We start from the raw sequence: 21,317 nt of genomic DNA, 5'->3' as shown, positions 1-21,317 counted from the left end.
ATCGGTAGCAATGGCGATAGCACCCGCTTGCTCCGCCTGCCTAATCTTCTCCTTTACCAGCTCTACATCCCACGGCTTAATGGTGGGCACACCAATGCCACCCGCCGCTTTGATGGATTCGAGAGCACCGCCGTATACCTGAGGGTTGATACCATCACCGGTAAATGCCGCAATGCCGGCATCCTTACAGCCTGCAACCAGCTCTATGTTATAGGTTACATCATCGTGCAGTTCGCCGTAGTGCAGCTTCATCGCGCCAATGGGTGCAGCGAACACAGGGTAGCGAAACGTTTTGCCGAACAACTCCACCGAGGTATCTACCGGCTCGTCCTCGAAAATAGTGTCAAGGTTAATCTTAATCTCCTGCAGCTTGGTGTAGTTGCGCTGGAACACCTCACCCGTACCTTTTGCACCCGGGCCGGGGATTTTTGTCTTACAAACAATGCCGTTGCACTCTTTGCAGGCATTGCAAAAGCCGCCCATATTTTTGCGGGCATTTTCCAGTATTTTCTGATAGGTCATGGCGATCCTCCTGATACATTTAAATTCATAATTTAATTATAACGCTTTGGCTGTGTTTTTTCCAGCCTAACAAAAAATCAATGTTTCTGCATTTGTACAAAAGCTACATTAGCCCTATTGACTTTGTAGTTTTTATACATTATACTAAAGCTGCAAGGAGGGTGCCCACTATGAACCAAACCAATTCCTGTATTGCCCGCGTAAAAAGTGAATACAACACCTTGCGCTCCTCTGAAAAAAAGGTGGCAGATTTTGTGTTGAAGAACAGCGGAGCCATTACATCGCTGTCGCTTTCTCAGCTTGCTGCGGGGGCGGGGGTAAGCGAGCCCTCGGTGATGCGTTTTGTCAAAAGCATTGGATTTACGGGTTATCGTGATTTTAAGCTAGCGCTTGCGGTAGAGTCTGGGCGGGAGGCAATTGACGATGAGCTGTTGGTCGACCTGCACATTAGCAAGGACGATAAGCTGGAGGACCTGCCCTCCAAGATGATTGCGATGACCACAAAAGCTTTGGAAGATACGCTTAAAATTATCGACCTTAACAGCTACAAGCGCGCCGTAACCACTATACTCGGCGCCAAGAGCATTGATATTTACGGCGTAGGCAATTCGGGCAGTGTTGCAAACGATATGATGAACCGTTTCCTCCGCCTTGGCATCCGCTGCCGCGCCCTCGCAGACAGTCACCTACAGCAGATTTGCGCCTGCCATCTGGAGGCGGGAGACCTCGCCATCGGCATATCGCATTCCGGCAGCACGATTGATACGGTAGACGCGCTGCGCATTGCGGGGCAATCGGGTGCACAAACCATGGCGATTACCAATTTTAAATCTTCGGTAATTACAAAGGTCGCCGACTTCTCACTGCTTACCGGTGATTTTGAAACCACATTTTACAGTGAAACCACGGTGTCTCGCATCTCGCAGCTCGCCCTGGTAGATATGCTGTACATGGGTGTACTGTTAAGCGATTACGACCTGTTTACCAAGCGCTTGGATAAACTGAATACCCAAGTCAGTCAAAAGGTTTATTAAATATACTATATATGGAGGTACCAATTATGTTAACAGCAAAAGACATCGCAGGTATGATTGACCATTCCCTGCTCAACCCCAGCTTTACCACCCAACAAATTCTGGAGGGCTGCCAGATTGCCCGTGAATACGACTGTGTAAGCGTCTGCGTGCGCCCCGCCGATGTTGCTCTGGCAAAAAAGGCACTGGAGGGCAGCAACGTGCTCACCACCACCGTCATTGGCTTTCCGCATGGCTCCAACAAAACCAGCGTCAAGGTTTTTGAAACCGAGGAGGCCATCAAAGACGGCGCCGTGGAACTGGATATGGTAATGAACATTGGGCGCTTTCTCTCGGGTGAGTACGATTTCGTCGAAGAGGACATTCGTGCAGTGTGCGACGCAGCTCACAAGCACGAGGGTGTTGAGGTAAAGGTGATTCTCGAAACTGCATATCTCACCGCAGAGCAGGTGGAGATTGCATCCAAGCTTGCCGACAAAGCGGGCTGTGATTATGTAAAAACCTCCACCGGCTACGCACCCGGCGGTGCAACCCCCACCAACCTAAAAATTATGCGTGCCGCAACACGCCCCAGTGTACGCATTAAAGCAGCCGGCGGTGTCCGTACACTGGATGCAGCTTTGGTGGTAAGAAAATGCGGTGGCTCCCGTTTTGGCTGTACCGCAACCAAAACAATTATGGAGGATGCATACCAAAGGGAAAAAGACGGCAGCTTGAAAGAACTCGATGATAATGCTATACTGGAAATCGCAGGAGCTCAATAATACTGCGTAGAACAGATAGTAGGGGTTTTTTCTTATGAAGATGTCGACAAAGGGACGATATGGGTTGCGGTTGATGCTAGATATTGCGCTGAACAGCGGTGAAAAGCCCGTTGCTTTAAAAGACGTGGCGGCACGGCAGGAAATCAGTGAAAAATATCTGGAGCAGATCATTATAAAGCTTTCGAAGGCGGAGCTGGTGCGCGGCACGCGCGGCGCACGAGGCGGCTACGTGCTGGCGCGTAAGCCGGAAGATATTTCGGTTGGCGATATTCTGCGTGTGGTGGAGGGAAATCTCTCTCCCGTTGACTGTGCAGAATGCTCAGGGCAGAGTATCTGCGCCCGTGCCGATAGCTGCATCACCATCGATCTATGGCGCGACATCAAGTTGGCCGTAGAGAGCGTAGTGGATAACCGCTCACTGGCAGATCTTACAGCCAGCTATCACCGGAAAAACCCGGAAAATAAATAGCTTTGTATCAAGAAAAGGCCACGAACACCAATGAGGTATTCGTGGCCTTTTTGGCTTTTCCGTGGCTTAAGCATTTTTGCTGCGGCGCAATGCCAGCAGCAGGTCGACCATGCGTCCATAGCTTTTAACCCCATCTGTCTGACTGTTGGCTTTAAGGTACGTATCGTTCACCGTGTTTGAAACAGCGCTGATGATGGTATCTTCAAACTGCAGCCAGTAGTAGTAATCGGCATCCAGATCGCGCGTAACGCCATCGTTGTAGGTAGCTTGCAGCTGCTGGTAAAGCTGCAAGTCCTGACGAAAAAGCTGATTACCCGCATACACCAGCGCCAACATGGTGCCGCTGTACTGAAACCGAATATCATCGGAGGCAAGGCACCCAAGATATGCGATAAAGTTTGCCTCGTCCTCCCGCATAAAGCCGCGCAAATGGGAAAGCTCGTGGCACATCGTGGCGGGTATGGTATACTCCGTTGCCGCCACATTCACATTCGCCTCCATCGTAAACGGGCTGTAAATGCCTGTTATCTCGGTGCGCGACATAAACGTGGAGAAAAGCACCTGTTTGGGGCGGGGGTAATAGCCCTTTAATACATCATATTCCTCTGCCAACGCTTTCATTGCTTGCCGCGCCTGCTCGGCAACAGGGCGGTACCCCTCGCCAAACACCCTGGTAACCCCGTTCGCATCCTCCTGCGATATTTGTGTGCGCAGCGTGTTCGCCTGCTGTGCAAGCTCGGTGCACAAGGCATACAGCTCTTCCACAGACGACGGCTGAATCGCCAGCCCACTGTAGTGGCTAAATGGGTAGCGATAGTAGTTTACCCCGCAAAGTACGGTAAAAATAAAATAAACTACGCTGACAACGCAAAACAAGTTGAGCGCTGCACGCTTTGTAATCTCCTCACGTTGCTCCTTATTTTTAGCAAGCTTATGTATTAATTTGCACAAAAATACAATTAGTATAAGAATAAGTGCAATAATTCCAAATTCCAGCAGTGAAAACGGCAACAAACCTGTCACCGCCGACATCGCCTGAGACATCCACCGGTAGATGCCCCGTGCGAATACCTGTTCCGCAACAGCGGGGACGCCTTTCGCCAGCAGCGTAATCAAAACCGAAATTGGCAGCAGCAACAGTAACCAGACGCGTCTTTGTTTGAGCAAATTGTTCATACGGTCCCCCCTAGCACTATAGCAGTACGATTGTTACACCGTGGTTCTGGCGGTTGTAGTCAATGTCACGCGCCATCTGTGGGCAGCGTTCCACAATTAGGCGAGCAGATGCGTCAAACGGTGAAAAATCCTCGCCCCGCACAAATGCCTTAATCTGCCCGGACGCACGCTTTTGCTGCAAGGTACGCTGTACATCGGTTTTGATTGCGCCGCCCTTGCCGCTGGAGCCGTAACCGTGAATCACCTTTGCCACAGTGTACCCCGCTGCCTTTGCACTGCGCAGCCCCTGGCTCAGCCTTGTTCGTGCCACATCCACGGTAGGCATACCGCTTTCTATGTTAATGACTTGACATCCCGCCATTGCAATTCCACCTTTCTGCTTCCTAGCTTTTATTATAGCATAGAAAGGCCCAAAATGTTGACCCAAAAGTGAAAAGGTGTATAAAAAAGACCATCCCCCTGCGGAGGATGGTCTTTTATCACGTTTAAGACTACGTCTTAGAAATACGTCGGTGTTACCGGCTTATTTCTCGTCTTTGATTGCAGCCTGAGCAGCAGCCAAACGAGCGATAGGAACGCGGAACGGTGAGCAGGAAACATAGGAGAGACCTGTTCTGTGGCAGAACTCAACGGACGAAGGATCGCCGCCGTGCTCGCCGCAAATGCCCAGTTTAATGTCGGGGCGGGCCTGTCTGCCAAGTTTCACAGCCGTCTCAACCAGCTTGCCTACGCCTTTTTGATCCAGACGAGCGAACGGATCCTGCTCGTAGATCTTCTTGTCGTAGTAAGAGCCGAGGAATGCGCCGGCATCGTCACGGCTAAAGCCGAAGGTCATCTGGGTGAGGTCGTTGGTGCCGAAGGAGAAGAAGTCAGCCTCTTTCGCGATCTCGTCTGCGGTGATGCAAGCACGTGGGATCTCGATCATGGTACCAACTTTGTAGTGGATATCAGAACCGGCAGCTGCAATTACAGCATCGGCTGTTTTCACTACAACTTCTTTTACATAAGCGAGCTCTTTGATTTCGCCAACCAGCGGAATCATGATCTCGGGAACAATTTTCCACTCGGGATGTTTTTTCTGAACGTTGATTGCAGCCTCGATAACAGCCTGTGTCTGCATCTCAGCAATTTCCGGATAGGAAACAGCCAGACGGCAGCCGCGGTGGCCCATCATCGGGTTAAACTCGTGCAGAGAAGAAATGGTAGCTTTGAGATCAGCAACCTCAAGACCCATCTCTTTTGCCAGTGCAACGATATCTGCCTCAGCGGTGGGCAGGAACTCATGCAGCGGAGGATCGAGGAAACGGATGGTTACAGGCATGCCCTGCATTGCCTCGTAGATGCCCTCGAAGTCGCCTCTCTGCATCGGCAGAAGTTTTGCCAAAGCGGTTCTTCTCTGTGTCTCGTTTTTAGAGACGATCATCTCTCTCATGGCAGGAATTCTGTCGCTGTCAAAGAACATGTGCTCGGTTCTTGTCAGACCAATGCCCTGTGCGCCAAACTTGATTGCCTGCATAGCGTCTGCCGGTGTGTCTGCGTTGGTGCGGACATCAAGGGTTCTGTACTGGTCAGCCCAGCCCATCAGGCGCTCAAAGTCACCGGAAATTGTAGCTTCAACAGTGGGGATAGCTTCACCATAGATGTTACCGGTAGAACCGTCGAGAGAAATGTAGTCGCCCTCGTTGTAGGTTTTGCCGTCGAGAGTAAAGCTTTTCGTCTCTTCGTTCATTTTGATCTCGCCGCAGCCAGATACACAGCAGGTACCCATACCACGAGCAACAACAGCAGCGTGAGAGGTCATACCGCCGCGAACGGTCAAAATACCCTGTGCAACGTGCATACCGGCAATGTCCTCAGGAGAGGTCTCGAGACGAGTAAGAATAACCTTCTCACCTTTTTCGTGCCACTCAACAGCGTCAGCAGCGGTGAATACAACGCGACCGCAAGCAGCGCCCGGAGAAGCAGGAAGAGCGGAACCGATGGGTTTCGCAGCCTTCAGTGCTTTTGCATCGAACTGAGGATGCAGCAGAGCGTCGAGCTGTTTCGGGTCAATCATCATAACTGCTTCTTTTTCGGAAATCTTTTTCTCGTCAACAAGGTCGCAAGCGATCTTCAAAGCAGCAGCAGCGGTACGTTTACCGTTTCTGGTTTGCAGCATATAGAGTTTTCTGTTTTCGATGGTGAACTCCATGTCCTGCATATCTCTGTAGTGGTTTTCCAGTCTGCCGCAAATCTCAACAAACTGCTCGTATGCCTCAGGCATAACATCCTTCAGGTGATCAATGGTTTCGGGTGTACGAACACCTGCAACAACGTCCTCGCCCTGTGCGTTCAGCAAAAATTCACCAAACAGTTTATTCTCGCCGGTTGCAGGGTTACGGGTAAACGCAACACCGGTACCGGAGTCATCGCCTGTGTTACCGAATACCATCATCTGAATGTTAACAGCGGTACCCCAAGAGGAAGGGATATCGTTCATTCTTCTGTAGTAGATTGCACGGGGGTTGTCCCAAGAACGGAAAACAGCCATGATAGCACCCATCAGCTGCTCTTTGGGGTCAGACGGGAAGTCAAAACCTTTTTTCGCTTTAAACTCAGCTTTGAACTGGTTTGCAAGCTCTTTCAGGTCCTCAGCGGTCAGGTCGGTATCCAGAGTCACGCCTTTTTTCTCTTTCATCTCGTCGATGAGCTCTTCGAAGTATTTTTTGCCGACTTCCATAACAACGTCAGAATACATCTGGATAAAACGACGGTAGGAATCGTAAGCAAAACGAGGGTTATTGGTTTTCTTCGCCATAACCTCAACAACCTCGTCGTTAAGACCAAGGTTCAAGATGGTGTCCATCATACCGGGCATAGAAGCTCTGGAGCCGGAACGAACGGAAACAAGCAGGGGGTCCTCCATATCGCCGAATTTTTTGCCTGCGATTTTCTCGAGTGCCTCCATGCTTTTGTAAATCTCAGCTTGGATCTCATCGTTGATCTTCTCGCCGTCAGCGTAATACTGTGTGCAAGCCTCTGTGGTTACTATGAAGCCCTGTGGAACCGGCATGCCAAGCTTTGTCATCTCTGCAAGGTTTGCGCCTTTACCGCCGAGGAGCTCTCTCATGGAGCCGTCGCCCTCGGAGAATAGGTATACGAATTTTTTTCCCATTGTAATCTACCTCCTGAATTTTATTTAACTATTTATATGAAAAATTTCAAACCCATAACAAAAAATGGGTTAAAATCTTTTTCCGCACAATGACATACACCTACTTATAAATAGGTGTATTCTAATTATAGCAAATCTTATAGGCATTTTCCACAGAAACTTCAAAAATTTTTGTATTTTCATTTATTTTAACAATATTCTGTGATTTAACCCGCAGACACTTGAAAATACTAATAAAAATTGCAATAATAAGGGTGGAAGCACATAGAATAAATTGACTGTTTCTTCCAAAAATAATCAGCTCGAAATTAAAAATTAACAAGGTGTGTGATATATTTGCAAAAGGTATGCGCGGTGGTATTGTGCGCAGGTGACGGAAAACGAATGAAATCTCAAAAGCCAAAGGTGCTGTGCGAAGTTTTGTTTCAGCCTATGGTGAACTGGATTGCAGATGCATTAAACGAAGCGGGAATCGGTGAGCTGTGCCTGGTTTGTTCGGATCAATCGGACGAGGTGCAAAAGGCCGTTCCCTCCGCTGAGATTGCCATTCAGTACGAGCGGCGCGGTACAGGCCACGCAGTCATGCAGGCGAAGGAGTTTTTAGCACGCCATAAGGGCGAGGACTGCATTGTGCTGTGCGGCGACGCACCGTTTATGAGCGCAGAGGTAATTTCACGCTCGTATCAGCACCACAAAAGCGGCGGCTATGCAATGACGGTTATCACGGCCGAGCTGCAAAACCCGTTTGGCTATGGGCGTATTGTACGTGACGCAATGAACGGCCACGTGAGTGGCATCGTGGAACAAACCGACACCGACAGCGCCACGGCACCGATTCGTGAGGTAAACTCGGGCGGCTATTGGTTTAATATCGATTTTTTGATGCAGGCGATGGAGAGTTTTACCACCAACAACAAGCAGGGTGAATATTACCTCACCGATTCCGTTTCGTATGCCTCCAAAAAAGGGCTGCCCATCGGCGGCTACAAGGCGGAAGACCCCGATGTCATTCTGGGCGCAAATGACCGTGCAGGGCTTTTACGCCTCAACGAGGTTGCCCGGATGAAAAATATCGATACCGCTCTGGCTGACGGCGTGGAACTTCTCTTGACAGACGGTGTTATAATAGCAAATGGTGTCCAAATCGGTGCTGATACCCGCATTCTGCCAAACACCATTCTGCGCGGCAGTGTCACCATCGGCAAGGGGTGTACCATTGGCCCCAATACTATGATTGAAAATTGCGTGATCGGCGACAACACCGTTATCAACGCCTCTCAGCTGTTTGACTCGGAGGTGGGCAGTGGTGTGCGCGTCGGTCCGTTCAGTTATGTCCGTCCCCACTGTAAAATTGAGGACAATGCCAAGATCGGCGATTTCGTCGAGCTGAAAAACTCCACCATCGGTGAAAAAACCTCCATCGCACATCTCTCCTACATCGGCGACACCGATTTGGGGCAGAATGTCAATATGGGCGGCGGAATTATCACCTGCAATTACGATGGTAAGCGCAAGCACCGCACCACCGTGGAGGACAATGCTTTTATCGGGTGCAACACCAATTTGGTTGCACCTGTTACGGTGGAGGAGGGCGCCTACGTCGCCGCGGGTTCCACCATCACCGAAAATGTACCCAAACATGCACTTTCCATCGCGCGTGCACGGCAGGTGAATAAAGAGAAGTGGAAGGGCATTGAATAGACGTTTGTTTTTGGCGTTATGAGCCAAAAGCCAAATAAAAAGAGGGAGAACACCAACATGAATCTTCACGGCAAGGATATTAAAATCTTCACGGCCAATTCCAACCCCCGCGTAGCTGAAGCCATTGCAAAGGGGCTCGGGCTGCCTTTGGGCAGATGTGATGTCGGCACCTTTTCGGATGGAGAAATTGCGGTTTCGATTCATGAATCGGTGCGCGGCTCGGACGTATTTGTGCTTCAATCCACCTGCCAGCCGGTCAACAACAACCTGATGGAGCTGCTGATCATGATTGATGCGTTCAAACGTGCATCGGCAGGGCGCATTACTGCGGTCATCCCCTATTACGGCTACGCCAGGCAGGACAGAAAGGCGAAATCGCGTGATCCAATCACCGCCAAGCTGGTAGCGGATATGATTGCCGCCGCGGGCGCCGACCGTGTGCTGACCATGGACCTTCATGCACCGCAGATTCAAGGCTTCTTTAATATTCCGGTGGATCATCTGCTGGGCGTGCCGCTGCTGGCACCCTATTATGTAGAGAAATACAAAGATAAAAAAGACGAGATTGTGGTGGTCTCACCCGACCTCGGCTCGGTAGGACGTGCACGCAAATTTGCCGAAAAGCTTGAAGCACCGCTTGCTATTATCGACAAGCGCCGCCCCAAAGCAAATGTGTGCGAAGTCATGAACATCATCGGCGATGTCAAGGGCAAAATTGCCATCATCGTGGACGATTTGATTGATACAGCGGGCACCCTGTGCAACGGTGCCGAAGCGGTTATGCAGGTGGGCGGCGCACGGCGCGTGTACGCCTGTGCAACGCACGGCGTGCTTTCGGGCCCTGCCATTGAGCGCATTGAAAAAAGCTGTATCAAGCGTATCGCAATTCTCGACACCATCCCCCTGCCGGAGGAGAAAAAAAGTGATAAAATTATTGTACTGCCTGTTGGCCCTGTATTCGCCGAGGCAATCGAGCGTATCTACGCCGACAAACCTATCTCCCCCCTCTTTGTTTAATCGCCCATACAACTACATATCAGCTACCAGACGGGTGGGGCAGCGCTGCTGTCCCGCCATTGTTTGCTGTTAGAGGAGGTCCCTTATGATTGATATTTTCGCACAACTGGACAAACTGAAAAAACATTCTGCCGGGGGGGCGCCTACTGGGCAGGTAGAATACATTGTGGTGGGGCTGGGAAACCCCGGTGCAAAGTACGAAAGCACCCGCCACAACGCCGGTTTTTTAGCGGTTGACCGCATTGCCCGCAAGCTGGGTTTTTCGGTTGACCGGCTGAAGTTCAAAAGCCTTACCGGCGAAGCCATGGTTGCAGGGCACCGTGTGCTGTTCCTCAAACCGTCCACCTTTATGAACAATTCGGGTGAGGCGGTGCGCGACGCAGCACAGTTTCATAAGGTGCCAAGTGAGCATATTATTGTACTGTTCGACGATATTTCACTGGATGTTGGCGGTGTGCGCATTCGCCGCAAAGGCAGCGACGGCGGGCACAACGGCATCAAAAATATCATCTATCTGCTGGGGAAAGACGATTTTCCCCGCATCAAGATTGGTGTTGGAAAAAAGCCACACCCCGACTACGACCTTGCCGACTGGGTGCTCAGCCGTTTTAGCGAAAAGGATTTTGAGGCACTCAACCCTATTTTTGACAATACATTGGACATGATAACAAAAATCATCGGGGGTCACATAGACACCGCGATGAACGACTATAATCGATAGGTGCATTATGATTCATCAAATTATTGCCTCAACAACTGAATACCGCCGCATGATGGACGATGTGCAAAGCGGCAGAGCCCCTGTGGAGATGACCGGGCTTTCGGGCATTCACAAGGCGGCTCTGGTTGCGACTGCATCAAATTCCTCGCCTGTGCTGGTGATTACCCCCGACGAAGCAGCGGGCAACCGCATGGTAGAGGACGTCAATGCATTTTTGCGCGCAGAGGACGCGGCGCTGCTGTTCCCCGCACGGGAGCTGGTGTTTCGTGATATTGAGGGCAGCAGCCGTGAATATGAGCACGCTCGCCTGAGCACGCTGGGTAAGATTATGCGCGGTGAGTGCCGTGTTGTAGTGGCAAGCATGGAAGCGGCGATGCAGTACATCCCGCCCGAGGCGGTACTCAAAGAGAACACCCTCACGCTCGAGGCGGGCGGCACCTATGATATTTCCGTTTTGGTGCAGCGTTTGGTGCATGCAGGCTACGAGCGGCGCGACCAGGTGGATGGAATTTGCCAGTTTGCACAGCGCGGCGGCATACTCGATTTCTTCCCGCCGGACAGCCCCTTCCCCCTGCGTGCCGAGTTCTGGGGGGATGAGATCGATACCATCTCGGCGTTTGACGTCGACACCCAGCGCCGCACCGATACGATGCACCGCGCGTTTATTACGCCTGCGCGCGAGGCGCTTTATAAAAGCGCCGACTGGCTGATCAAGCTGCTTAACGAAAAATCTACCGCTTTACGGGGTAAGGCCGGTGTTAAGGCAAAAGAGCTGATCGCCGCCGACATTGAGCGGCTGGATGCGGGGCTTTCGCTGAATAACCTCGATAAATATCTGCCGCTCATCTACCCCACGCCCGCAACGCTGTTTGATTATATGCGCCATGCCATGCTGTTTGTAAGCGAGCTGGTGACCGCACGTGAAACCGCCAAAAACAGCATGTGGCAGCTGTATGAGGACATCAGCCTGATGCTGGAGGAGGGCGTGCTGTTCAAAGGCTGCGACCGTTTCACCTTAGAGCCCGCCGACGTGCTTTCGGTGCTTGCGAAAAATGAGGCGGTACTGCTGGATAACTTTGCGCGCAGCGTACCCGACCTGCGTTTGGGCGACCTGATCAATGTAAACAGCATTGGGCTTTCGCCATGGAGCGGTGACCTTTCGCTGCTGTATGACGACCTCGACAGCTACCTTGACCGCGGCTACTGCTGTGTGGTGCTTGCGGGCACTGCCAAGGCTGCCGCGGCTTTAAAGGATGATTTGACCCAGCACAAGCTTCTGCCCACCATTGTAACAGAGGTAAGTGAATTCAGCCCCTCGTCGGTTTACATTGTAGAGGGCAGCTTGTCGAGCGGCTTGGAGCTGCCCGATAGCCGTTTTGCGCTGATTGCACACACCAAGGCAGGGGTAAGCCCACTTTCAGCACGCAAACGGCGCAAAAAAAAGGCGGGCGAGCACATCCGCAGCCTAAGCGACCTTTCGGTGGGCGACCTTGTGGTGCACACGGCACACGGAATCGGCGTGTTCGAGGGCATTATCAAGCGCGAAATCCACGGCGTTACCAAAGATTACATCAAGATTCGCTACGCGGGTACCGACGCGCTATTCGTACCCGTTACGCAGCTCGATCTTGTTTCGAAATACATCGGACCAAAAGAGGACGGCACCGTTAGGCTGAACAAGCTAAACTCGGTGGAGTGGCAAAACACCCGCAAGCGCGTTAAAGCGGCGGTTGCCGATATGGCTAAAGAGCTGATTGCGCTTTACGCACAGCGCATGGCGGTAAAGGGCTACTCGTTCTCAGAAGATACCGAATGGCAGCGCGAATTTGAAGAGCGCTTCCCCTACAACGAAACCGACGATCAGCTGCGCTGCATTGAGGAGATCAAGCACGATATGGAAAGCACCATACCAATGGACCGCCTGCTTTGCGGTGACGTGGGTTTTGGCAAAACCGAGGTTGCACTGCGCGGTGCATTCAAATGCGTCATGGACGCAAAGCAATGCGCGGTGCTGGTGCCCACCACCATTCTTGCGTGGCAGCACTACAAAACCTTTGTTGACCGCATGCAGGGCTACCCTATCAACATCGAGCTGCTCTCGCGCTTTCGTACCCCCAAGCAGCAGGAGGAGACCATCCGCAAGCTGCGGCGCGGCGAGGTGGATATTGTCATTGGTACACACCGCCTGCTGCAAAAGGACGTTACGTTTAAAGACCTCGGCCTGTGTATCATCGACGAGGAGCAGCGCTTTGGTGTAGCGCATAAGGAACGCTTTAAAGAGCTGCGCAACAACGTAGATGTGCTGACCCTTTCGGCAACACCCATTCCGCGCACGTTGAATATGGCAATGAGCGGCATACGCGATATGTCTACCATTGAGGAATCGCCGCAAGACCGGCACCCCGTGCAAACCTATGTGATTGAGCACGACTACGGCATTGTCGCCGAGGCACTGAAGAAAGAGCTGCGGCGCGGCGGGCAGGCGTTTTACCTGCACAACCGCGTGGAATCCATCGACAGCTGCGCGTATAAGCTGGCACAGCTGGTGCCCGACGCACGCATTGTCACCGCGCATGGCAAAATGAGCGAGGAACAGCTCAGCGACGTGTGGCAGCAGCTGATTGACCATGATATTGATATTTTGGTATGCACCACGATTATAGAAACGGGCGTGGATGTACCAAACTGCAATACGCTGATTATTGAGGATGCCGACCGCTTTGGTTTGTCGCAGCTCTATCAGCTGCGCGGGCGTGTGGGGCGCAGCAACCGCCGCGCCTATGCCTACCTCACCTTCAAGCGCGGCAAGGCGCTCACCGACATCGCCGTCAAACGGCTTTCCGCCATCAAGGAGTTTACTACCTTCGGCTCGGGCTTTCGCATTGCCATGCGCGACCTTGAAATTCGAGGTGCGGGCAACATTTTGGGCGCAAACCAGCATGGGCATATGGAGGCGGTGGGTTATGATATGTACCTCAAACTGCTTTCGCAGGCAGTTGTAGAGCAGCGCGGCGAAGCGCCCGAAGTTTCCAGCGACGAGTGCCTCATCGATATCCGCATCGGCGCGCATATCCCCGAAAATTACATCGACAACCTCACACAGCGCATCGATATTTACAAGAAAATTGCCGCAATTCAAACCGAAGAGGACAGCATGGATGTGACCGACGAACTGATTGACCGCTTCGGCGACCCACCGGAAGCCGTTAAGGGGCTGATCGATGTCGCACTCATCCGCAACATTGCGGCGCGCAACCATATCTACGAAATTTCGCAGAAGAACGAGAGCATGGTGTTCTACCCCACCCAGCTTGATTTGAAAAAGATGTCGAGCCTCGCGGCTTTGATGCGCAGCAAGGTAAACATCAATGCAGGCACCAAGCCTTCTATCACGGTGAAAATGTCGAAAAACGAAAAGCCTATCGACATTATCAGAACCACACTTTATGCATTAAGCAAGGAATAGTGAGCTGAAGCATTCGATAAAATGGCACTAAAAGCCGGTTGCCTCATGAGTGATTTGTTATTATTCGAGCATAGATAGAGCGGTAAACCGGTGTTTCGGGACGATATTTTTTATGGAGGTTTCGTATGGATGTTAAAATAAGGCAGGAAAAAGATTCTGACATGGATGAAGTTTACCACGTGGTAAAAGCGGCATTCGAAAATGCCCCGCACACCGACCACGACGAGCACAATTTAGTAAACAGGTTGAGGAAGAGCTCTGCATTTATCGCCGAGCTGTCGCTTGTAGCGGAATATGAAAGAGAAATTGTTGGTTATATTCTGTTTACAAAAATTAAAATTGGTACCTCTATTTTGCTTGCACTCGCTCCGGTGGCTGTTTTACCCGCAGTGCAAAGCAAAGGGATAGGCGGACAGCTGATACGAAAAGGGCATGAAATTGCCTGCGCCCTTGGGTACAATGGCTGTATCGTGTTGGGGCACGCCGAATATTACCCCAAGTTTGGTTACAAAAATGCGAGCTTTTTCCATATTAAAGCACCGTTTGAGGTGCCTGATGATAATTTTATGGCAGTGGAGTTTAAAAAAGATGGGCTTGCCAATATACAGGGCAGCGTAGAGTATGCGAAAGAGTTTTTTGAAGCATAGTTTGCTCTAAGTTATTGCACAAAAAAGATTGAGCATGTAAAAACCCCGCCGTACAGCAAAGTACGGCGGGGTTTTGCTTCCCTCAACGGATAAGACAGGATGGGGGGCGACGGAACAACTGCTTTTTGAGGAATAACAGGGTTCTCCCCCCACCGCTCATCCGCGAGGCAACAAAAAGTGCTGTATGGAGATTTGTTCCATACAACACTAAAAATCAAGTGCAAAATGCATTTATGCGCTTTACAAGGCGTGCTTGTTCGGCGTATAATAGGTATGCAAATGTGCGGCTTGCCGTTGTGTATGGAGGTACTGCTCCGTATGCAGGGTACAGGATGTTCCTGCATCCTGTACCTGCTTTGCACTTAAGTGCCTCTGACAGTATTATATTGCTAAATTAAGGAAAATGCAATGATAATTTTGTATTTTCCTTGTTTTATTGTTCAAGATATGTCTATAGACTTTTAGGACAAAAATGTGTATAATTTGAAGGTATGCCAACAATCTACCCTTATATGAAATATCAGGAGGAAGTTGAATGAAACTGAAAAAACTTACAGCGGCTGTGCTTGCTGTAATGATGGTGCTCTCGCTGAGCGCGTGCGCATCTGAAAATGTGAAATGGATTGCAACCAATAACGGTAAACAGGTTCCCTCCGGCATCTACCTCACCTATATGCTCAACGCCTATTCGCAGGCTACCGGCAAGGTTGCCGATCAGGATAAAGACGTGATGAAGCAGGAGATTGACGGTGTTCCCGCTGCACAGTGGATTCAGAACAAAACCGATGAAAGCTTTAAACGCCACATTGCCATTGAGAACCAGGCTGCTGAGCAGGGCATTGTCATCAGCGACATTGAGCGCGCGTATATTGACCAGCAGATTGGCTACCAGTGGCAGTTTATGGGCGCTATGTATGAGAAAAACGGCATCAGCTACGATAGCTACGCGGCGGTTTCTCAAAATGCTTACCTCGAAAACATGCTGTTTGAGGCACAGTACGGCGCAAAAGGCAAAACCCCTATCCCCGACGCCGATATTCTCAAAGCGTTTCAGGACGGTTATTACAAAACCCTGTACGTCTCGATGAGCCTGCTCGACAACGAGGGCAAAGAGAAGGATGAAGCAGGTAAAAAAGCGGTTATTGATAAAGCCAACGAGGTCTACACAAAAGCAACCGCCGAGGGCGCAAACTACAGCGATGTCATCCTCGCCTATGAAAAAGAGCAGGCTGTTGCAAAGGGCGAAGAGGAAAGCTCTGTGCATGAGCACACCGAAAGCTCTCATGTCAGCTTTATTCCCAAAGACAGCACCGGCTACGATGCAGATTTCTTAAAGCAGATCGGCGAGATGAAAAATGATGATATCCGCGTTATTACCACAAGCAGCACCGTTTATGTGCTGAAAAAGCTGGACATCACCGAGAACCCATTGGATGTAGAAAGCTACCGCACCACTGTGATGAAAACACTCAAGGGCGAAGAGTACAACAACACCATCCTCGGCTGGGTAGATGCTGTCACCGTGGATTACAACCCCGAGGCGAAAAAGCTCTACACACCCAACAAGCTGAAATTCTAGCGGACATCGTCCGCCGGAAAGCCGAACATGGCACTGAGGTTGCACAATATCGTACCCCTCGAAGCCAATTTTAAAAATACATTTCGCAGTTACAACCGCGCGGCACAGAGCCGCGCGGTTTTTGTTTGCACAAAGATGTTTGGACGTTCGTCATTTCGCCACTGCAGTGGCGAGTACCACTTCTTTTATCAAACCACAAAAGAAGTGTGCCAAGAAAAAGGTTTTCAAGCTACGAAAGCTGTGTCGCGCCCATGCGCGACTATCTCAATGAAACCCCTTTTTAGGAAAGGGGTTTCAAACTTCCCCAAATCTTTTCAATCGTATTCGGTTGTCGCCATGCAGAATGCGTTATTCTGCATGGGCGCGTCTATTATGCGGGGTGTGCTGAATCGTCACTTCAACACACCCCGCAGCGGATAATATCAAGCGATAACCGAATACGGCATAAGTTGTGCTTGAATTGGTGTATTTCATTTGCTATAGTAGCAATATACAGATTATTAATATAATATGAGGAGGGGAAAGCAAATGCGTATTGAGCACGGCAATTCTTACCGTTATGTTGTTGACCAGAATATGGCCAAGCTGCATGAAAAAGCAAAAGGGGAGGTTGTTCTTCCAGCAGTGAAAAAACAGCAACCAGCCGAAGTAACTATGGAAGAACGGCAAAACGAAAAAGAAGCGTATCTGGCGGCAATGGGCCTGCAAGTGGAAACCTCCGGCGAGCAGATGAAAGCAGAAAAAGAAAAACTGAAAATTCTGCTGACATGCTTAGAGATTTCAAGGCGGCTTGCAGGGGGTGACAAAGTTCCACCGGCAGACCATCGGTATTTGATGAAACATGATGCAGGGCTTTATGCTAGGTCAGTTATGATGCGCTTCCCCAAAAGCAACCCTCATGAGTATAAACGGCTTTCTAAAGAGGATGAGTGCCAAGACAAGCTGCAAATCAGCATGGCAGATGAGGCTGCATGCCTTGAATGGTTAAGGGATGCTTCGGTACCGGCAGGTGGCGCTGTGCTTGATGTAAACGTGTAAGATACGGTTTGCCCTGCATTGGTATTCAAACAAAAGTATGTTATGAGCATAAAGCAAAGGCTGGTATCGATTTGATCGATACCAGCCTTTTAAAGCTTTTTATGCGAAGCACACAATGCGAAGTGGCTCTTTTTTAGCTGTATAGTTTCTGCATCAGCTCTTTGGTGCTTTGCGTAAACGTAAAACTGTCGCCCGATGCATTAAAGGTGCCGCGCACCAGTACTGTAAGCGCCTTTTTACCCGAAAGCTTGGCGAGAAAACGGAGCGCCTCCTTACGGCTATCGTAATCTCCAAAGGAAAGATCGGTATCGGTAAGGTTAATTACTTTGCGAAACAGTTCATCTGCCTGCGGCGAAAGCACCGTTTCAAGGCGGTCGTCAATGTAATGTGCCAGCAAATCGCTCGATGCCGAGCCGCGCTTATGTTGGTCTCCATAATTGGGAAACCGCAGGATATCATAAAGCTTTTGTCCATCTACCATTTGCCGCCCTTTTGCAAGGCTGATGGAAATATTGTCATTTTTATACACCAGCGCCTCGGGTAGCTCGTATTCCACAAAGCCAATCATATCCACCGCGCGGATGAGATTTTCGGCGGTGAACGACACATAGCGGTCTACCGTAATGCCCATCATTTCGCCCAGCCCCTGCTTTACCGCTTTTGCACCGCTAGTGGTATACAGCTCGGCAAGCGTGGCGCTTTTACCATTGTAATGCACTACCGTCTGTGCAGGCAGCGTGGCTACCGGCAACTCTCCGCTCTCTACGTCCAGCCTTATGAGATAAAAGTAGTTTGGCGGCACTGCCTCGCTGTCTCTGCCAATCAGCAGTACAGTGAGGTTATCCTCTGCCTTTGGCAGATAGTAGTCATCTAAATCGGCCTGTGATGTGTTTTGCTGTGTAGGACCTTTCGTTTGCAATGTCATCACTGCCACCACTGCCAGCATCATCAGTACCAGAAAAGCCACGGCAAACGTTACCACAAAATATTTGGTTCTTTCGAAGCTGCGGTCCTTCACCTGCCCATCACCTCCCACATACAAACTATAGCATGGACAATGAGAGGACGAAAAATACAGCCGGTTTGTGTTTTTACAGGTAAATGTTGCTTTGCAGGATTTGCATGATGGAATTGCATGATTGCCTTATTTATGATAATATGAACTAAAGAGAGAATGAAAGACGGAGGAACACCTATGGTAACTTTAAGTAAAACCGGAGTTTATTTGATAGACGGGCATAAAATAATACCTGAAGATGACGCAAAGGGCATTGCCATACCGTTTGACAGAACAGCAGGCGACGCATCAGCAAAGGATGCAGCCCGAAAAGGCACCATGGCATACCGCATTATGCAGCAGCATAACACTGCCGATAATATGGATAAACTAAAGATAAAATTTGACGCAATGACCAGCCATGACATCACTTATGTGGGCATTGTACAGACGGCACGCGCATCGGGGCTTGAGAAGTTCCCCATCCCCTACGTGCTTACCAACTGCCACAACAGCCTTTGTGCCGTTGGCGGTACCATCAATGAGGATGACCACATGTTCGGGCTTTCTGCCGCAAAAAAATACGGCGGCATCTATGTACCCGCGCATCAGGCGGTCATCCATTCGTATATGCGCGAAATGATGAGCGGCTGCGGCAAAATGATTTTGGGCAGCGACAGCCACACCCGCTACGGTGCACTGGGCACTATGGCAATCGGCGAAGGCGGCCCCGAGCTGGTAAAACAGCTGCTGGGCAAAACCTATGACATCAACTGCCCCGAGGTAGTGGCAGTTTACTTAACCGGCAAGCCCGACCCGCGCGTTGGCCCGCAGGATGTAGCGCTTGCCATTATTGGGGCAGTATTTAAAAACGGTTATGTAAAAAATAAGGTGATGGAGTTTGTTGGTGACGGCATACAGAACCTGAATGTAGAGTACCGCAATGGTATTGATGTTATGACCACCGAGACCACCTGCCTTTCTTCCATTTGGGCGACCGATGAAAAGGTGCGCGAATACTTTGCCGTGCACGGCAGACCGTCTGAATACCAAGAGCTTAAACCCCATGCTGTGGCGTACTACGACGGGCTGATTACGGTTGATCTTTCGGCGGTGAAGCCGATGATTGCCATGCCGTTCCACCCAAGCAACACCTACACCATTGAGGAACTGAACGCAAACCTCGGCGACATTCTGCGCGAGGTAGAGCGTATGGGTACCGAACAGCTGGATTCACCCAACGTGCAGTTTAAGCTGACCGATAAGATTGTAAACGGCAAACTGAAGGTTGACCAAGGTATTATTGCAGGCTGCGCGGGCGGTACTTACGACAACCTGATTGACGCTGCGGATATTATTGGCGGGCACTCGATCGGTAGCGACGAGTTTGCAATGAGCGTTTACCCCGGCAGCCAACCAATTTATCTGGAGCTGGTTCGCAACGGCAGTATCGCAACATTTATGGAGGCGGGCATCACCGTCAAAACAGCGTTCTGCGGCCCCTGTTTTGGTGCGGGCGACGTTCCGGCAAACGGCGCGCTCAGCATCCGCCATACCACCCGTAACTTCCCCAGCCGCGAGGGCAGCAAGCCCGGCAACAATCAGATTGCGTCGGTTGCACTGATGGACGCCCGCTCAATTGCGGCTACCGCGGTGAACGGCGGCTACCTCACCCCCGCTACTGACCTTGATGTAACCTTCCGCAAGCCTGTTTACCACTTTAACCGTACCGTATACCAGAACCGTGTGCACGACAGCTACGGAAAAGGAAACGACCTGCTGGATTTGAAATTTGGCCCCAATATTGCAGACTGGCCTCAGATGTCCCCGCTCACCGATGATTTAATTTTGAAGGTGGTATCGGAGATTCACGACCCTGTCACCACCACCGACGAGCTGATTCCGTCGGGTGAGACTTCGAGCTACCGCTCTAACCCGCTTAAGCTGGCAGAGTTTGCACTTTCGCGCAAAGACCCCGCCTATGTGGGCAGAGCCAAAGAGGTGCAAAAAGCAGAGGCTGCGCGCCTTGCAGGGGGCGACCCTGTCGCTGCATTCCCCGAGCTTGCACAGGCGGTGAAAGCATTTACCGAAATCAAACCCATCGATACCATGAACACCGGCATCGGCAGTGTAATCTTCGCGGTGAAGCCGGGTGACGGCAGTGCACGTGAGCAAGCGGCAAGCTGCCAAAAGGTGCTGGGCGGCTGGGCAAACATTGCCAACGAGTACGCCACCAAGCGTTACCGCAGCAACCTAATCAACTGGGGCATGCTGCCATTCTTAATTGAGCAAGGCACCCTGCCGTTTAAAAACCTCGATTATATCTTTATTCCCGGCATCCGCAAAGCGGTGGAAGAAGAAGCTGAGAACATTACCGCTTATGCCGCAAGCGGCGGCAAGCTTGCAATGTTTCATCTTACCCTCGGTCAGCTTACCGATGACGAGCGCAAAATTATTCTTTCCGGCTGCCTGATCAACTACTACCGCGGTTAGCGAGGTTGCGTCTGACGACAAATTATCCTTTTCAAAGAACGATGAGCCTAAAACTCATCGTTCTTTTTCGTTGCATGCTGCTTTTACCTCTGACCTGCCGAGTGTACTTTGCATAGAATAGTACGAGGTGAAAACAGATGCGAACACCAAATAAGATTTGCGAAGATACACTATGCGCAATTTTTCTGCCGCGCGCCAGGGAAGAAGTTTGCCGGTTTTACAAGGATTTTTTAACGGTAAAACCCGTTGTTGTGATTGACTGCATGAAGCTTGTAAACATGCGGCACTCCCCCAGCGAAGGCTCTAAATTCATACTCGATTTTGACATACATCCTCACATCGGGCGGCAGGTGATCATTGCGGTTAATCGCATGACGGTATGTATCAACACATGTGACGGCGAAGTCAGCATTATTTCGTTCCGGCAGCTGCGTAGTTTTCCCGTGCCGGAGCATTTATGGGACGTTGTTTGCCAGCCCTTTTAAAGTCAAGACCACCCCTAAAAGGGGTGGCTTGCACGAGCCCTATAAGGGCTTAAT

The 21,317-nt window shown here is 50.6% G+C and carries 18 protein-coding genes; 13 read left to right on the top strand and 5 right to left on the bottom strand.

The features are described from left to right. The coding region (locus RTV33_RS04595) for an alpha-hydroxy-acid oxidizing protein (protein WP_312642033.1) at positions 1 to 522 on the bottom strand (522 nt) is incomplete at its 3' end. 170 nt (positions 523 to 692) lie between these two features. Between RTV33_RS04595 and RTV33_RS04590 the strand changes: the two genes are divergently transcribed. From RTV33_RS04590 to RTV33_RS04580, 3 genes are read left to right on the top strand one after another with little or no spacing between them, the layout of a single operon-like run. After that, positions 693 to 1,556 (top strand): MurR/RpiR family transcriptional regulator, encoded by an 864-nt coding sequence (locus RTV33_RS04590; protein WP_312642031.1) that lies wholly within the window; start codon positions 693 to 695, stop codon positions 1,554 to 1,556. Positions 1,557 to 1,582: 26 nt separating this feature from the next. Beyond that, positions 1,583 to 2,320 (top strand): deoxyribose-phosphate aldolase, encoded by a 738-nt coding sequence (gene deoC, locus RTV33_RS04585; RefSeq protein ID WP_312642029.1) that lies wholly within the window; start codon positions 1,583 to 1,585, stop codon positions 2,318 to 2,320. Positions 2,321 to 2,354: 34 nt separating this feature from the next. Then, complete coding sequence (locus RTV33_RS04580) at positions 2,355 to 2,789, top strand: Rrf2 family transcriptional regulator (RefSeq protein WP_312642027.1); 435 nt, start codon at positions 2,355 to 2,357, stop codon at positions 2,787 to 2,789. Between the two features lie 66 nt (positions 2,790 to 2,855). On the opposite strand, the gene RTV33_RS04575 is transcribed toward RTV33_RS04580, so the two are convergent. The 3 genes from RTV33_RS04575 to ppdK form a co-directional block, all read right to left on the bottom strand. After that, entirely contained in the window at positions 2,856 to 3,965 is a 1,110-nt protein-coding gene (locus RTV33_RS04575) for a DUF3810 domain-containing protein (RefSeq protein ID WP_312642025.1), read from the bottom strand. A 16-nt stretch (positions 3,966 to 3,981) separates the two neighbouring features. Further along, positions 3,982 to 4,326, bottom strand: a complete 345-nt coding sequence (locus RTV33_RS04570; RefSeq protein WP_312642024.1) for a Smr/MutS family protein — start codon at positions 4,324 to 4,326, stop codon at positions 3,982 to 3,984. Positions 4,327 to 4,488: 162 nt separating this feature from the next. After that, positions 4,489 to 7,119 (bottom strand): pyruvate, phosphate dikinase, encoded by a 2,631-nt coding sequence (ppdK, locus tag RTV33_RS04565; RefSeq protein ID WP_312642022.1) that lies wholly within the window; start codon positions 7,117 to 7,119, stop codon positions 4,489 to 4,491. Positions 7,120 to 7,455: 336 nt separating this feature from the next. On the opposite strand from ppdK, the gene glmU reads away from it, so the two are divergent. The 8 genes from glmU to RTV33_RS04525 all read left to right on the top strand — a co-directional run bounded on the left by glmU (position 7,456) and on the right by RTV33_RS04525 (position 17,288). Further along, the gene (gene glmU, locus RTV33_RS04560; protein WP_312642020.1) at positions 7,456 to 8,820 is read left to right on the top strand and encodes a bifunctional UDP-N-acetylglucosamine diphosphorylase/glucosamine-1-phosphate N-acetyltransferase GlmU; all 1,365 of its coding nucleotides are present in this window, start codon (positions 7,456 to 7,458) and stop codon (positions 8,818 to 8,820) included. Positions 8,821 to 8,877: 57 nt separating this feature from the next. Continuing rightward, positions 8,878 to 9,837 (top strand): ribose-phosphate pyrophosphokinase, encoded by a 960-nt coding sequence (locus tag RTV33_RS04555; protein WP_312642018.1) that lies wholly within the window; start codon positions 8,878 to 8,880, stop codon positions 9,835 to 9,837. Between the two features lie 85 nt (positions 9,838 to 9,922). Further along, positions 9,923 to 10,558 (top strand): aminoacyl-tRNA hydrolase, encoded by a 636-nt coding sequence (pth, locus tag RTV33_RS04550; RefSeq protein ID WP_312642016.1) that lies wholly within the window; start codon positions 9,923 to 9,925, stop codon positions 10,556 to 10,558. 7 nt (positions 10,559 to 10,565) lie between these two features. Further along, the gene (gene mfd, locus RTV33_RS04545; RefSeq protein ID WP_312642014.1) at positions 10,566 to 14,024 is read left to right on the top strand and encodes a transcription-repair coupling factor; all 3,459 of its coding nucleotides are present in this window, start codon (positions 10,566 to 10,568) and stop codon (positions 14,022 to 14,024) included. A 125-nt stretch (positions 14,025 to 14,149) separates the two neighbouring features. Next, a complete protein-coding gene (locus RTV33_RS04540; RefSeq protein WP_312642012.1) occupies positions 14,150 to 14,671 on the top strand; it encodes an N-acetyltransferase in 522 nt (173 codons plus the stop codon). A gap of 535 nt (positions 14,672 to 15,206) precedes the next feature. Then, positions 15,207 to 16,250: a hypothetical protein gene (locus RTV33_RS04535; RefSeq protein WP_312642010.1), complete on the top strand. Its 1,044-nt coding sequence runs from the start codon at positions 15,207 to 15,209 to the stop codon at positions 16,248 to 16,250. Positions 16,251 to 16,277: 27 nt separating this feature from the next. Beyond that, positions 16,278 to 16,670 (top strand): hypothetical protein, encoded by a 393-nt coding sequence (locus RTV33_RS04530; protein ID WP_312642008.1) that lies wholly within the window; start codon positions 16,278 to 16,280, stop codon positions 16,668 to 16,670. A 108-nt stretch (positions 16,671 to 16,778) separates the two neighbouring features. Next, on the top strand, positions 16,779 to 17,288 hold the full coding sequence (locus RTV33_RS04525; protein ID WP_312642006.1) for a hypothetical protein: 510 nt from the start codon (positions 16,779 to 16,781) through the stop codon (positions 17,286 to 17,288). A gap of 133 nt (positions 17,289 to 17,421) precedes the next feature. On the opposite strand, the gene RTV33_RS04520 is transcribed toward RTV33_RS04525, so the two are convergent. Continuing rightward, on the bottom strand, positions 17,422 to 18,306 hold the full coding sequence (locus RTV33_RS04520; protein ID WP_312642004.1) for an LCP family protein: 885 nt from the start codon (positions 18,304 to 18,306) through the stop codon (positions 17,422 to 17,424). 177 nt (positions 18,307 to 18,483) lie between these two features. Here RTV33_RS04520 and RTV33_RS04515 point away from each other — a divergent pair, with 177 nt between their 5' ends. Continuing rightward, positions 18,484 to 20,778: a hydratase gene (locus RTV33_RS04515; protein ID WP_312642002.1), complete on the top strand. Its 2,295-nt coding sequence runs from the start codon at positions 18,484 to 18,486 to the stop codon at positions 20,776 to 20,778. A 137-nt stretch (positions 20,779 to 20,915) separates the two neighbouring features. Then, the gene (locus tag RTV33_RS04510; protein WP_312642000.1) at positions 20,916 to 21,263 is read left to right on the top strand and encodes a hypothetical protein; all 348 of its coding nucleotides are present in this window, start codon (positions 20,916 to 20,918) and stop codon (positions 21,261 to 21,263) included. Positions 21,264 to 21,317 lie beyond the last annotated feature (54 nt).

It is taken from the genome of Hydrogenoanaerobacterium sp. (assembly GCF_032017025.1).
Taxonomy (GTDB): Bacteria; Bacillota; Clostridia; order Oscillospirales; family Ruminococcaceae; genus Hydrogenoanaerobacterium.
Note: the sequence above shows the minus strand (reverse complement) of the source record. Positions and strands in the feature narration are given on the sequence as shown.

Bases quoted from the DNA above. Each gene is read 5' to 3' on its own strand.
- RTV33_RS04590 (WP_312642031.1), top strand. From the start codon at position 693: ATGAACCAAACCAATTCCTGTATTGCCCGCGTAAAAAGTGAATACAAC.
- deoC (WP_312642029.1), top strand. From the start codon at position 1,583: ATGTTAACAGCAAAAGACATCGCAGGTATGATTGACCATTCCCTGCTC.
- RTV33_RS04580 (WP_312642027.1), top strand. From the start codon at position 2,355: ATGAAGATGTCGACAAAGGGACGATATGGGTTGCGGTTGATGCTAGAT.
- RTV33_RS04575 (WP_312642025.1), bottom strand. From the start codon at position 3,965: ATGAACAATTTGCTCAAACAAAGACGCGTCTGGTTACTGTTGCTGCTG.
- RTV33_RS04570 (WP_312642024.1), bottom strand. From the start codon at position 4,326: ATGGCGGGATGTCAAGTCATTAACATAGAAAGCGGTATGCCTACCGTG.
- ppdK (WP_312642022.1), bottom strand. From the start codon at position 7,119: ATGGGAAAAAAATTCGTATACCTATTCTCCGAGGGCGACGGCTCCATG.
- RTV33_RS04555 (WP_312642018.1), top strand. From the start codon at position 8,878: ATGAATCTTCACGGCAAGGATATTAAAATCTTCACGGCCAATTCCAAC.
- pth (WP_312642016.1), top strand. From the start codon at position 9,923: ATGATTGATATTTTCGCACAACTGGACAAACTGAAAAAACATTCTGCC.
- mfd (WP_312642014.1), top strand. From the start codon at position 10,566: ATGATTCATCAAATTATTGCCTCAACAACTGAATACCGCCGCATGATG.
- RTV33_RS04540 (WP_312642012.1), top strand. From the start codon at position 14,150: ATGGATGTTAAAATAAGGCAGGAAAAAGATTCTGACATGGATGAAGTT.
- RTV33_RS04535 (WP_312642010.1), top strand. From the start codon at position 15,207: ATGAAACTGAAAAAACTTACAGCGGCTGTGCTTGCTGTAATGATGGTG.
- RTV33_RS04530 (WP_312642008.1), top strand. From the start codon at position 16,278: ATGGCACTGAGGTTGCACAATATCGTACCCCTCGAAGCCAATTTTAAA.
- RTV33_RS04525 (WP_312642006.1), top strand. From the start codon at position 16,779: ATGCGTATTGAGCACGGCAATTCTTACCGTTATGTTGTTGACCAGAAT.
- RTV33_RS04515 (WP_312642002.1), top strand. From the start codon at position 18,484: ATGGTAACTTTAAGTAAAACCGGAGTTTATTTGATAGACGGGCATAAA.
- RTV33_RS04510 (WP_312642000.1), top strand. From the start codon at position 20,916: ATGCGAACACCAAATAAGATTTGCGAAGATACACTATGCGCAATTTTT.